General features: G+C 59.6%; 11 protein-coding genes. 6 read left to right on the top strand and 5 right to left on the bottom strand.

Translation table 11 applies throughout. The features are described 5' to 3' along the window. Positions 1-73: 73 nt before the first annotated feature. Together aroA and H6F75_RS17845 are read right to left on the bottom strand one after the other, a co-directional pair. Positions 74-1,429 (bottom strand): 3-phosphoshikimate 1-carboxyvinyltransferase, encoded by a 1,356-nt coding sequence (aroA, locus tag H6F75_RS17850; RefSeq protein ID WP_190753801.1) that lies wholly within the window; start codon positions 1,427-1,429, stop codon positions 74-76. Positions 1,430-1,479: 50 nt separating this feature from the next. Continuing rightward, positions 1,480-2,562 (bottom strand): PIN/TRAM domain-containing protein, encoded by a 1,083-nt coding sequence (locus tag H6F75_RS17845; protein WP_190753800.1) that lies wholly within the window; start codon positions 2,560-2,562, stop codon positions 1,480-1,482. 202 nt (positions 2,563-2,764) lie between these two features. Between H6F75_RS17845 and H6F75_RS17840 the strand changes: the two genes are divergently transcribed. Then, positions 2,765-3,889 carry a histidinol-phosphate transaminase gene (locus H6F75_RS17840; protein WP_190753799.1) on the top strand — a complete coding sequence of 375 codons (1,125 nt, stop codon included), beginning with the start codon at positions 2,765-2,767 and terminating at the stop codon, positions 3,887-3,889. Between the two features lie 60 nt (positions 3,890-3,949). Here H6F75_RS17840 and H6F75_RS17835 read toward each other — a convergent pair whose 3' ends face one another. Beyond that, complete coding sequence (locus tag H6F75_RS17835) at positions 3,950-4,441, bottom strand: hypothetical protein (protein WP_190753798.1); 492 nt, start codon at positions 4,439-4,441, stop codon at positions 3,950-3,952. A gap of 284 nt (positions 4,442-4,725) precedes the next feature. Beyond that, positions 4,726-5,343, bottom strand: coding sequence for a GNAT family N-acetyltransferase (locus tag H6F75_RS17830; protein ID WP_190753797.1), 618 nt, complete (start codon positions 5,341-5,343; stop codon positions 4,726-4,728). Positions 5,344-5,549: 206 nt separating this feature from the next. On the opposite strand from H6F75_RS17830, the gene H6F75_RS28550 reads away from it, so the two are divergent. Together H6F75_RS28550 and ubiG are read left to right on the top strand one after the other, a co-directional pair. Further along, positions 5,550-6,551: a hypothetical protein gene (locus H6F75_RS28550; protein WP_190753796.1), complete on the top strand. Its 1,002-nt coding sequence runs from the start codon at positions 5,550-5,552 to the stop codon at positions 6,549-6,551. Positions 6,552-6,579: 28 nt separating this feature from the next. After that, positions 6,580-7,377, top strand: coding sequence for a bifunctional 2-polyprenyl-6-hydroxyphenol methylase/3-demethylubiquinol 3-O-methyltransferase UbiG (ubiG, locus tag H6F75_RS17820; RefSeq protein ID WP_190753795.1), 798 nt, complete (start codon positions 6,580-6,582; stop codon positions 7,375-7,377). Here ubiG and H6F75_RS17815 read toward each other — a convergent pair. Continuing rightward, positions 7,374-8,138: a histidine phosphatase family protein gene (locus H6F75_RS17815; RefSeq protein WP_190753794.1), complete on the bottom strand. Its 765-nt coding sequence runs from the start codon at positions 8,136-8,138 to the stop codon at positions 7,374-7,376. The two genes, ubiG and H6F75_RS17815, sit on opposite strands and share 4 nt — an antisense overlap. A gap of 298 nt (positions 8,139-8,436) precedes the next feature. On the opposite strand from H6F75_RS17815, the gene H6F75_RS17810 reads away from it, so the two are divergent. From H6F75_RS17810 to H6F75_RS17800, 3 genes are all read left to right on the top strand, one after another. Continuing rightward, positions 8,437-9,249 carry a cation diffusion facilitator family transporter gene (locus tag H6F75_RS17810; RefSeq protein ID WP_190753793.1) on the top strand — a complete coding sequence of 271 codons (813 nt, stop codon included), beginning with the start codon at positions 8,437-8,439 and terminating at the stop codon, positions 9,247-9,249. 72 nt (positions 9,250-9,321) lie between these two features. Then, positions 9,322-10,872, top strand: coding sequence for a D-Ala-D-Ala carboxypeptidase family metallohydrolase (locus H6F75_RS17805; RefSeq protein ID WP_190753792.1), 1,551 nt, complete (start codon positions 9,322-9,324; stop codon positions 10,870-10,872). A 196-nt stretch (positions 10,873-11,068) separates the two neighbouring features. After that, positions 11,069-12,706 (top strand): hypothetical protein, encoded by a 1,638-nt coding sequence (locus H6F75_RS17800; protein ID WP_190753791.1) that lies wholly within the window; start codon positions 11,069-11,071, stop codon positions 12,704-12,706. The last annotated feature ends 5 nt before the right edge of the window (positions 12,707-12,711 follow it).

Genomic DNA, 12,711 nt, shown 5'->3' with positions numbered 1-12,711 from the left:
AAATTGCCTCTTGGGCTTGCTTAGAGTGTGCCCAGGGTGACGGTCTAAGTCATGGTTTGGGCACGAACTTAACTCAACCTACGCTCAATCCGCAAAGCTCAGCTAAGGTAGCGGTAAAGCTCGGGTAGGAAATCGCTGCTGCTTCGGCCCGCTGGATCTGCATTGAGCCTTTGGCTCGTAGGGCGGCGATCGCCAGGCTCATGGCCACTCGATGATCAGTATAACTATCCACGCTGGCCCCCGTGAGGGGGGTGCCGCCGTGGATGGTGAGGCCGTCGGGGTGTTCTTCGATGCGGGCACCGATCTGAGCGAGCTGGCTGGCCATGACCGCGATGCGATCGCACTCTTTGACCCGCAGCTCGGCGGCATCAGTAATGGTGGTGGTGCCCTTGGCAAACAGAGCCGCCACCGCCAAAATCGGCACCTCGTCGATCATGCGGGGAATTAGATCACCGCTGAAGGTGGTGGCCTTGAGGTGGCTGTGGCGTACCCGCAGGTCAGCCACGGGTTCTCCGGTGACCTCACGCGGATTTTCTAAGGTAATGTCGGCTTCCATCGCCTCTAGCGCGTCGAGAATGCCGGTGCGGGTGGGGTTGATGCCCACATTCTCAACGACTAGATCGGAGCCGGGGGTAATGGCTCCGGCTACCAGCCAAAAAGCGGCCGAGCTAATGTCGCCGGGTACTACCACGGTCTGCCCGGTGAGGGTGGCCGGTCCGCGTACGGTGACGCTACAGGTGTCGGGGTCTACCGAAATATTGGCCCCAAAAGCTCGCAGCATCCGCTCGCTGTGGTCGCGCGACAGGCTGGGTTCGGTGACGGTGGTGCTGCCCTCGGTCATCAGCCCGGCCAGCAAAATGCAGGACTTGATTTGGGCGGAGGCGACGGGGGAGTGGTAGTGAATTGGCTTGAGAGATTGCCCCCGCACTGCTAGGGGGGCAAGGCGATTGTTCTGTCGGCCCCAAATCTCTGCGCCCATCAGGCTCAGGGGTTTGATGACGCGATCCATGGGGCGCGATCGCAGCGAACCGTCGCCTGTCACCGCAAAGTAGCGAGCGGGGTGTGACGCCAGCAGCCCCAGCATCAGCCGCAGAGTGGTGCCTGAATTTCCGGCGTTGAGCACGTCTGCCGGTTCCCGTAAATTGCCCAGGCCCACTCCCTGCACCGTTACCCATTCGTCTTCAAGCGATGACATGGTAACGCCCATGGCTTGAAAGCAGGCGGCGGTGCTACGCGGGTCTTCCCCTAGCAGCAGGCCTTGAATGCGGGTCTCGCCCTGGGCGATCGCTCCCAGCATTAGCGATCGGTGGGAAATCGACTTATCCCCCGGCACTCGCACCCGGCCTCGCAGCGCCACCCCGTCGGCAGGGAACTCAAGAGTCAGGGTTTGGTGCGGGGCAGCGTCGGTTAGCTCAATGCGGGCGGTCATGGCAACGGTAATGAAAAGCCGATGCTGATCGTACCCTATTGCAGTCCGGCCTAGGAGGCCACTATAGAGGTCTTGGGGCGGGCAAAGATCATGCGTCCAGCGGAGGTTTGCAGTGACCCGGTCACCACTACCTCTAGCTCTTCGCCGATGTAGTCGCGGCCTTCTTCAACCACCACCATGGTGCCGTCGTTGAGGTAGCCTACGCCCTGGGAGGGCTCTTTGCCCTCTTTGAGAATCTTCAGGTCAATGTCGTCACCGGGCAAGTAGGCGGGGCGAATAGCCTGGGCCAAGTCATTGATGTTGAGGACTTCAACATCTTGAAAGCTGGCGACTTTGTTGAGGTTGTAGTCGTTGGTGAGCAGCATGGCGTTGAGTTCCTGGGCCAGCTTTACCAGCTTGGCATCCACGGTGGGGATGTCATCGTAGTCGACGGAATTGATCAGCAGGCGGTTGGGGTAAGACTCGCGAATGCGGTTGAGTACATCGAGGCCACGTCTGCCGCGATCGCGCTTTTGGTCATTGCTAGCATCGGCCACGTTCTGAAGCTCTTGCAGCACAAACTGGGGCACCAGCAGCTGCCCCTCCAAAAAGCCGGTATCCATTAGCCCTTCAATGCGGCCATCGATAATGCAGCTGGTGTCGAGCACCTTGGTCTTGCTGGGCTTGAGGGTGCCCTCGGCCACCAGGGTTGATTCCAGCGTGCTGGGGCTGATCAGGCGCAGCAGCGATCGCCCATGGGTGTCGGCCAGGTTCATCCCCGATACCGCAAACAGCACGCTGCCTAACACTGCCGTCATCGGCTTAATAAAGCCAAACTCCGAGGGAATGGGCAGCAAAAACAGCGGCGCCAGCATCAGGTTGGCGATCAGCAGGCCCAGCACCAAACCCACGGCGCGGGTGAGAATGCGATCGGGCGGCAGTTCTTTAACCTGGCTTTCTAGGCGGCGGTAGCTGGTCTGCATGACCAGGCCCAAGCCCGTGCCAATCAACCCGCCGAACACGGCGGTCACTGCACCCAGCGCCTCAATGTTGGTGACCTGCTGCAAAATCGGCTGGGGCAGCAGATCAATGCTGTAGAACCCAATGCCCGCCCCGGCCAGGATAAATGAAAAGATGATCAGTGCGTCTAGCATGGTGGTCTGCGGTTCTGGCCTTGATTTTGCAGCGGTTATAGGCTAAGTGCCTATCCCTCTCAGTGTACTCCCCTGGATCAAAAGCAGCCGACGAAACGCCACTAGGGGAGCCAGGTTGGCAAAAGTATACCGCTAATGCCCATCTTCCTAGCCGTCCCACCGGCTCTGCAATAATGGGGGGGTTACTGCACTTGCGTTCTCCATGGCTTTGCCCTTTTTGCGATCGGCGGTGGTTCAACTGACGGCCTACACCCCTCACGTTGAGTCAGCAGACGACCCATCCCCCGCTAATTTCGACATTCTTGACACCAACGAGTGCCCCTACGATCTGCCCGAGGCGCTCAAAGAAAAGCTGGCCTGGCAACTGCACCACGACGTCGCCGCCAACCGCTATCCCGACGGTGGACATGGGGCACTGAAGAGCGCGATCGCCCAGTACGTCACCGAATCTGCCAGCGGAACCGCCATTAACGCCGACCATATCTCCGTCGGCAATGGCTCTGACGAACTGATTCGCTCGCTGCTGATCGCCACCTGCGTCGGCGGTGAAGGCTCGGTCCTGGTAGCCAACCCCACCTTTTCGATGTACGGCATTCTCGCTCGCACCCTGGGCATTCCGGTGGTGTCAGTAGGCCGCAGTGAAGCTACCTTTGAGCTCGATCTGGCCGCAGCGCAGCAGGCGATTGACCAACCCCAGGAAGCCCCGGTGCGAGTGGTGTTTGTGGTGCACCCCAACTCCCCCACGGGCAATGCCCTCACCGCTGCCGAATTGGACTGGCTCAAATCTCTGCCTCCCGAGATTCTGGTCGTGGTGGACGAGGCCTATTTTGAATTCAGCCAGCAGACCACCGTGGCGGAGGTGCTGACTCGACCCAACTGGGTGGTGATGCGGACGTTTTCGAAAGCCTTTCGCCTAGCGGCTTATCGGGTGGGCTATACCGTGGCGAATGCAGAGTTGACTCAGGCGCTCGAAAAGGTGCGCCTGCCCTACAACTTGCCCAGCCTCACCCAGGCGGCGGCTCAGCTGGCCCTCGCCCACAGGCAGGAGTTGTTGGCGGTGGTGCCCGAGATTCAGCAGCAGCGGCGGGAACTGGCCGATGCGATCGCCCAGCACACCCCCCTGCGGCTCTGGCCCAGCGACGCCAACTTTCTCTACGGGCGACTGCCAGTGTCCTCTGGTCAATCTCCAAGCGCAGAGCTAGAGCGCTGGTTCAACTGTCTGCGCAGGCAGGGAACGCTGGTGCGCCACACAGGTGGCGGCTTGAGAATTACCATCGGCACTCCGGCGGAGAATCAGCGAACCTTAGCCCACATGCGGCAGCTGTAGGGTGCTTCGCCAAAATCCTGTCTGTTACTCTCAGTGCGATCGCGCGAATGCCATCTGCCCCTACACCAGGGCTCTAGCGCGGCGGACAGTATAGGGGAGCACGCCTACGAGCAGGGCAAAGGCCTCGTCGGGCACGTTGTCGACAATGCTCTGGTCAAAGTAGCTCTTGAACTGTTCGAGGATAAGCTGGGCGCGATCGATGGGCACCGGCTTATCGGTAAAGTTTTGGGTGAGCCGCACCCACTGTAAGCGAATTTTGAGGGCTTTTTGCTGGGCCTCGGCTGACTCGGGAGAAATGAGTGACAGGCTGCCCAGGGGAATCACAGCCCGGCAGTCGGCGTCCAGGCCACCGCCTACAGCGGCACCAGGACCGGCAAACTCGGTGTAAAACTCTTTGTGGATAATCAAACCGTTGCGACGGCGGCTGTTGACAACCCACAGTTCGCCACCGCGAATTCTAGCCAGAATGTCATCGTCTTCTGGCAGCAGCAGGCCAGACTCAAAAAATGGGTTTGACAGGCTACTCACTGAGCTAACGGCGTAGGGACGCATAGACCGAGATGCCGCAGAAAATCCAGGGGAGTGCAGAGAACTCCCGTAACCTGGCCCTGGAATATTCTGCTCAAAGTTGGAGATCATCCCCGTCACATAGTAGCGACAACAGCTCAATTAGCTACAGTCTGGGTCAGTTTTGGGTGCTCTGGTTACCGAGGTTCCCAGGCCTTCATTCTAGGGTAAACGTCTACCAGGCCCTCGGTGAAGTGTTTAGCTACGCTGAAGTAGGGATAAATTTCTCTGCTTGTAGCTTGATGTTTCTGTGAAGTTGTCCGGCCGGACTAGGGCTTGGTTGGCTGAGGCGGCGGCTGTAGGGTTTTGTGCATCATGAGCCGACGGGCCTGTAGCCCTAGCCACGAGGCTGGTGAGTCCTCGGTCTGCACGACTGAAAATCCTGCCTTGCGGTAAAGCGCTCGGGCCGCTAAGTTGTCTTCCATGACGTGGAGTTGTAGCTCACGGATGCCCCATCGTTGCGCTACCTGTTCGCACGATCGCAGCAGGGCAATGGCAATGCCCTGGCGCCTAAAGGTTTGATCTACAGCCAAATTTGAAATATAGACGTGGCGATCGCCCTGCCAGGGCCAGGGCTGGCGTAGCGAGGCTTCCACAGTACCGGCGATGGTCTCTCCATAGGTTGCAGTAGACCCTGCGGTGGGGGCGGCGACGGCAGCCAGACAGGCGTAGCGAGGCGATTGGGCCTTGAGCCGCTGCTTCAAATCTTCGTAAATGCCGAGCCGAATGAAGGGATAGACCCACAGCCGCCAGCCGTCGCGATCGTAAAAGCTGGTGGTGAGCACATCGGTAAGGCGATCGAGATCGCGCAAATTGGCCGTGCGAACATGCGGCTGGGATGCTGCCGAGGCCGAAAGGGGAGAAATATTTGGGTCGGCCTGTACCATGAGTCTCTGCGGCAAACACAACTATTGCCAGCGCTGCCGTTCGCGGAGCGAGTGCCCAGCACTTAACCGGACGTTTGGCCATCGCCTTAGCAGTCAATATACCCTTCTCCCCCTGCCCAAGGGGTACGATCTAGAGAATCGTTTTATTTACAGCTCGACAACGCTGATACTGTCTTTGGTCTGCCCTAGCGAGGGCATCGCTAGCTATGGCCAACTCTCCGTTTCTGACGACCTTTGCTCGCCACCGCGACCCCAAGCTGCTGTGGCCAGTGGCCGCTGTGGCCTCAGTGCTAACCCACGGCCTGGCCTTGGGCATGGTGCGCACCCTGTCTATTCAAACCCCAGCCCAGCCTGAGGGTGAGATGACTCCGTTACCCATTCAGCTAGTGAATCTCTCTGCCGACCAGGCGGCCCCTGGACTGTCCAGTGCAGCCCCAGGGGCATCAGTTGGCGACGATACCTCGACTGCGGCCACAGTCGAGGCAGATGCTGCTGCGCCCCTAGCGGCTCAAACCGCTCCAGCAGCAGCAGAGGCTCCATCTGTTACCCCCCTTCCCCCGTCGGTAGCACCGCCTGTTTCCTCGCCGCCTCAGCCAGCGACCTCCCCAGTGGATAGCCCCCCGGTTGCCCCGGCCCCTCCGCCTACCCCGGCTCCAGTGACGTCGGGGCCGCCAGTGGCTCCACCTCCCCCCCGTCCGGAGCCTCCAGGGGCACCAGTGCCAGCGGTCAGTCGACCACCGGGGGCAGGGGGCCAGCCGGGGGGCAACAATCCGTTCCCTGGAGGTGCTGACGGCGGCGAAGCACCAGGGAATGCCGCACCGGGTGGAGGCGGGGCTGAGGGGCAGGGCGGACAAGTGGTGCCCATAGGAATTCGCCTTGACCCCAATGGCAGGGATATTCCAGAAACGGCTCCGCAGCTGTTGAACACCAGCGCTATTGCCATGCAGCCTTTGGCCTCGAGCTGTGGGTTTGCCAACTTAGATGCGCTGCTGGTAGGAGTCCCGGCTGCCTCGGTGCAAATGCAGATTCGGGTAGAGCCCAGCGGCGAAATTTCCAATGTTCGGCTGCTGCAGGGCACGGGCAGCAGCGCGGTGGATGATTTGGTGAGTTGCGTAGTGCGTCAGCGTCTGCGGCTGCAACCGGCTAGCTCGGCCGGGGTGTCCCAGCTGACAGATGCATTTATTTTGGATGCTCAGATTCAGTTCTAGAACTGTCTATATTGGATGGGGCTTTTGTATGCCGGGAGCGAAGTTTCTAGGAAAGAATTTGGGACGACGGCGCAACAACCTCGCTTTTTACGATCAGCAGGCTGCCCGCTGGTGGGACGAAACTGCCACCATTGCGCCGCTCAACCGCTTGAACCCGCTAAGGTTCAAATATTTTGATCGGGTCATACCCCACTGGAAAGGACTGAGGGTGCTAGATGTGGGCTGTGGCGGGGGCTTTACCTGCGAGTTTTTGGCTCACCAACAGGCTCAAGTGTGGGGGCTAGACCAGTCAGCCCGCTGTATTGCGGCCGCTCAGGCCCATGCCGAAGCGGAGGGCTGGCCGATTACCTACCGCTGGGGCGTGGCAGAGGCGTTGCCCTTTGAGGCAGCTGCCTTTGATGTGGTGGTCTGTGTGGATGTGCTCGAGCACGTGGCCGACCCCCTGAAATCAGTGCAGGAAATCAGCCGGGTGCTGAGACCTGGTGGGTTGTTTTGCTTTGACACGATCAACCGCACGGCGCGATCGCGTTTAGTCATGATCTGGCTGCTAGAAAATATCCTGCGCCAGATTCCGGTAGGTATTCACGACTGGGAGAAGTTCATCACCCCCGATGAGCTGCGCGCCATGCTGAGTCAGGCGGGCTTTGAAGCGGTGAAGATGGATGGCTTCAATCTGTTTGGCAGCACGGTGAGGGAAGCGATGGCGGCCTATCGGCTATATCAGACGACAGGCAAGTTTGAGGCGCGCTTTGATGGGGATATGCGGGTGATGTATATCGGCACGGCGGTCAAGGGGGGTGCGGAGCAGACAGGTGAGCGAGGTTAACATTCGCGCGGACGGTGTAGATGGGTGGTGGCGTTGAAGCGTTTGATGCGCCACAGTTCGCTATTAAGACGGTTGGGGCCGGGTTGGAGCCAGCGATCGCGATCGAGCCAAAACTCAAACAGGGCGGTGTTGGCCATGGGCAGACCCCAGGCGCGATCGCAGCCCATCAGGCAGGCGATTGCGTGCTGCAAAATCCAGTGGTGACCAATGACGAGAACGCGATCGCCATTGCGGTGACGTTCGAGCAGTCTACCCACCACTCGCTGGGCTCGGTTGTGGCCCTGCTCCAGGGTTTCGGCCTGAGGAATAGGCTGCCAGTCGAGGTTAGTTTCGAGCTGGTGGCAGAGGTCGGGGTAGCGATCGCAAGCTTCGGCCCAGGTCAGGCCGGTAAAAATGCCGGCGTCGTATTCTTTGAGGTCGTCTAGCAGGGTCACGGGCACCGTCTGACCAGAGGCCATAGTCACAGCCTTCGGCGGTTCCGTGGTAGCGGCGTGTGGGGCTGCTCTCGGCTCATCAACCGCTTGAAAAGTCTTTTCTCCCAAGCCTTTGACTATTGCTGCCAGGGTGGCGGTAGAGCGTGTCAAGGGGCTGCAATAGATGTGGGTAGGGTGCCAGTCGGTAGTAGCCAGATGTTGGCCCAGCCGTCGCGACTGCTCCATGCCTAGAGGGGTTAGCCCGGTAGAGCTGCATCCTTCCATTCGGCCCTCGGTGTTGCCTACCGACTGGCCGTGACGCACAAGCAGTAGTTTGAGAACGGTCATCGGCTAGATTCAACGGTAAGCTATCCCGAACCTAGTCTAGGCTGCCTGAGGAACGGCTTTGCTGCCTTCTGCTGTTTTCTATGGACGGCTCGTATAGCGTTATGGTCAACCAGGCGCGATCGGCGGAAGACTTTCTGTACCTGAAGGTGAAGCCGGCGATGGATTTGGGGGAGTCGAGGGTGAGTGGGCCGGGAGTGAGGGGTAGGCTAGGGGAGTGGGGAAAGTGTCTATTGATGCGCCCACAATGCTGGAAGCATGCCAAGATGCTAGAAAAATTGCCTAGATTTGCGGTTTACCTATGGTTTGTTCGGTTCACCCAACGTCGCCTTTTGCCTGCCGCTGTGGCCTAAATGATGTTGATCGCCAGCGGTTGGGCCTATTCCTTAGCGTAGTGCTGGGGTTCGCGGTGGTGGAATGGCTGGTGGGTAGTCAGAGCCACAGCCTAGCGCTTCAGTCAGACGCGGGGCACATGCTGACTGATGTGGGGGCGATCGCCCTGGCGCTGTCGGCGAGCTGGCTGACGCGTCTGACGCTGGCCCGCCCTCGACCGGGGCAGCCTCGTTTGGAGGCGATCGCGGCTCTGGTCAATGGCCTGGGGCTGTTGGCCATGGCAGGGTTGATCTCCCTAGAAGCCTGGCAGCACCTAAGTGCGCCACCTGTGGCCCTGGTCAGTGGGCCAATGCTGGGAACGGCGCTGGTGGGCTTGGGCATTAACGGGTTTGGGGTGTGGCTGCTGCACGGCCAGGGTAACGAGTCGCTAAATCGGCGCGGGGCGTTTTTGCACGTAGTCGCTGACCTGGTGAGTTCGGTAGGGGTGATTGTGGGGGCGCTGTGTATGGCCCTGTTCCACTGGTTTTGGGTGGATGGGGCCTTGAGTTTGGCGATCGCCCTGCTGATTGGCAGCAGCGCTCTGCCGCTGATCTACCAAAGCTGGGGTCACTTGAAGGGCAACGCTACTCCAGACCTGTCCTCCCTGGGGTTTCTGGAAGCTGGGCGCACTGACCTGAGTGCCCACATTTTGGGATCCTCTTCCCCTAGCGTGCCGTTGGTAACGGCTTTGGGTAACAAACCTAGCGGATTAGCGGCAAAACTGCGCCACAACGGCTTTTAGATTCTAATATTCATAGCTAGGTGGCCATCTCTGCATGGGCCAGCACTGCACTGTGTCTACGGGAGTTCAACCATGGGTACCTGGGTTAAGGAAACCGATGAAGCTTTTTACCTGATGCAGGGAAACCAGTGGATCTCCCGCATTCAGAAGCGCCCCTCTGCCGCCAACCCTAACGAACGGGTGCTAAATGTGGAGGGCATGCGGGACTGGTTTTTGCGAGCGGATTCGCCCCTAGCCATGACGGTGTCGGTAGGGACTGGCGGGCCAGAACCAGAGCAGGCTGGGTCTTCAGGGGGTCAAACCCCACCGCCCGAAGGCGAAACTCCACCCCCTACAGACGGCGGCACCTCGCCTGTCGATCCTGGTTCGGGAGGAGAACCCGCTCCTGAGCCCGCTAAGAGCCTGACGCTGCGAGTCAAAAGCACGACCTACTTCAAGCTACAGCCCAAGCTGGCCGGCGAGCTTACCGACGCTGAAAAGGTGCTGGTGACCAATGGTACGACCTTGGACATTCAGTACTACATCGATGTGGGCAAAAACCACTGGCAGGTGCAGCTGCTTGAACCTACCCTGGGCGACAAAACCAATCGCAGCTGGTATGTCTACACCCCAGACATTGATGTGCTGACCGGCGTTCGGCTGCGGGTGATCAGCGATACCCTCTTCAAGACTGAGCCTAAAATTTCGTCGCAGCTGAGCGAGTCGCAGAAGTTGTTTGTTAAAAATGGCACTCAGGTGAATCTGCTAGCTTTTAAGCCAGCAGCGGGTGACCACTACGAGATTGAACTTGCCGATGCGATCGCGGGGGCCGAAGTCAACACCAAGTGGTATGTCTACAGCCTCGACACCAAGGTAGACGGCAACCGTCAGACCTTGGAGGTTACAGGCGACACCATCTTTAAGGCTCGGCCAGTGCAAGCTAGCCAGCTCTCTGATGCCGATAAAGTGCTGGTGAAGAAGGGCACGGTGTTCTTGTTGAACTCCTACGCTCAGCCTGAGAGCAACCATGTGCGGGTGGCCCTGCAAGGGGCCTTTCTTGGCCCCCAAAACCGTACGTCTTGGCATGCCTATGTGCCTGATATTCAAATTTCGGGCACCGAGCTTGGCAACCGTCCCAGTGACCAAGGGCCAGGGCAGCCCACTAACCCAGCCGATCGGGGCGTGGCAATGAGCTTCCCTGGGTTTACGGGCACCTACTACTCCAACGACCCGATTCAGCCTAAAAATCGCTACGGGGTGCGGGGCAACTTTACCTGGGGCGAGGCTCTGCACGTCAACCGCTCTACGGGGGCCTATCGTCGCCCCGCCAACGCTGGCGTCATCTACAACATTTTGAAAGTGGCCGATGCCATGGAAGAAATTCGCAAGATGTACGGCGATAAGCCACTAAAAATTAATTCCTGGTATCGTGACCCGGCTACCAATGCGGCGGTCGGCGGAGCCTCGATGTCGCGTCACCTATCAGGCGATGCGGTGGACTTTGTGGTGCCCGGCGTGCGGTGCTATGACGTGTATGCGAGGCTCAACGGCTGGTGGGGCAGCCGGGGCGGCTTGGCCAGCTCTTCGGTGTTTACCCACATCGACGTGCGGGGTTACCGAGCCCGTTGGAGCTACGGCTACTAGGCCAGGTCGCGTTTTGCAAGTTTGGATGGCTCTGCGATGGCAAAAAACTCGTCGTAGAGCCGTTTTGCGATCTCGGTATCCTTTGCCAAATCGCGCTGCAATAGCTTCGATTGACACCTCACGTGCTGTAGGGGCGCAGCATGCTGCGCCCCTACGCGGGGGAATTAGAGATGTTAGAAGGTTTTTAGGTCTAGCAATGCTCACGCTGGTGCTGAGCTTGGGAGGGATTCCGGTAGCAGGCCTGGCGCTTTTGCCTCCGCCAGAGACGGCTCTTACCCCCGATCTGGCAAATTTTCCCTTGGTGAGATCCTACGATTTAGGCATGGCCAATCTGGCCCAGAGTGGCACGGAGGTTGGCATCATGCCGCTGGCGCTGACCGGGGCGATCGCCCTGCCTCCCGGTGATTCCACCATTCCCTGGGTTGTGGTGCTCCACGGTCGCCATGCTGGGTGTCATTTTCAGCCCGAGGCTACTAGCCAGTGGCCCTGTGCTCCTGAACCTCGCTTTGATCTGGGCTTTGCCTACCTGGCCCAGTCTTTAGCTGAGGCCGGCTACGGTGTGCTGATTCCTAATCTAAATGCGGCCTTTAGCGAAACCTACGGGGCCACCGCTGACACCCGCAACGACTTTGCTGACCAGCGCAGCGGCCAAATTATTGACGCCCACCTAACCCGCTTGGCCCAGGCCCACCAAGGGGATGATGCCGGCTTTGGAATTTCTCTGACTGGGCGGGTTGACTCGACTCGTCTGGCGATGGTGGGTCACTCTATGGGCGGTGGCGCAGCGGCCCTCAGCGCCCTGCAAGGCAGAACCGTCTCTGGCCTGAGCCCGTCGGCCTTGGTGCTGATTAGCCCTACGCGCAGCTACCCCATGGCCCAACGCCCCGATGCCTATCAGCTACCAGATGTGCCGACAGCGGTGATCGCTGGGGGGTGCGATCGCGACATTTTTGACCTCAGCAGCCTCTACTACGTCGAAATGGCCCGGCAGCAGCCCCGCACAACGCCGGTTGTGGGGCTACTGCTGACGGGGGCCAACCACAACTATTTCAACGCTGCTGTGGCGGAGGATGACTACTACCGCAGGCCCAACAATGGGCCGTTGTGCAACCCGCAGCGATCGCGCGACCGCCTGTCGCGGGTGGCCCAAGAAAACTTTCTTGCTCAGTACACCCAAGCGTTTTTGCGCACCGTCTGGCCTGCCTCTGGGGAGGTGGACGTGGCTGAGGTGGGCATGGCTCCTGATCGAGTGGCCCCAGTGGAGCTGTTTGGTCAGTCGGTACTCACTGCTCTCGTGTCTCCCAATGCCCAGCGCTACACCGTGTTTGAGGCCGAGAAGGCTCCGGTATCTATTCTCACTGCTGGGCTAAAGGCAACCTTCTGTGAGCCGCTGACCGATTGCCAACAGACCTCACGGCCCTACCCCCACTTTCCCACCCTGCTTACCCTGGGGTGGGAGGCCGCTACAGAATCGCTGCAAGTACCTCTAGAGGGCGTCAACATCAGCAACTTTACCAGCCTTGAACTGCGTCTCGCCCCTGATCCATCTTGGTCGATACCCCAGGGGCAGCCGGTGTTTGCGGTGGTGCTGCGCGATCGCCAGGGGAGCGCGGCGCGAGTTGAAATTCTCTCTACTGTGCCTGCTTTGAGGCAGTTTGAGGCTGACTCTACCCACGGCAACACGGCACCCCTCTATCCCAGCGCCCTGCGCATTCCCCTAGGGCAGTTTTCAGGCGTAGATCTGGCGGCGTTGACGAGTGTAGAGCTGGTGTTTGATCAGGTTCCCCAGGGCAAGCTGCATCTGGCCAGCATTGAGTTTGTGGGGCAGAATTAGGCTTC

It is taken from the genome of Nodosilinea sp. FACHB-131 (assembly GCF_014695395.1).
GTDB lineage: Bacteria > Cyanobacteriota > Cyanobacteriia > Phormidesmidales > Phormidesmidaceae > Nodosilinea.
Note: the sequence above shows the minus strand (reverse complement) of the source record. Positions and strands in the feature narration are given on the sequence as shown.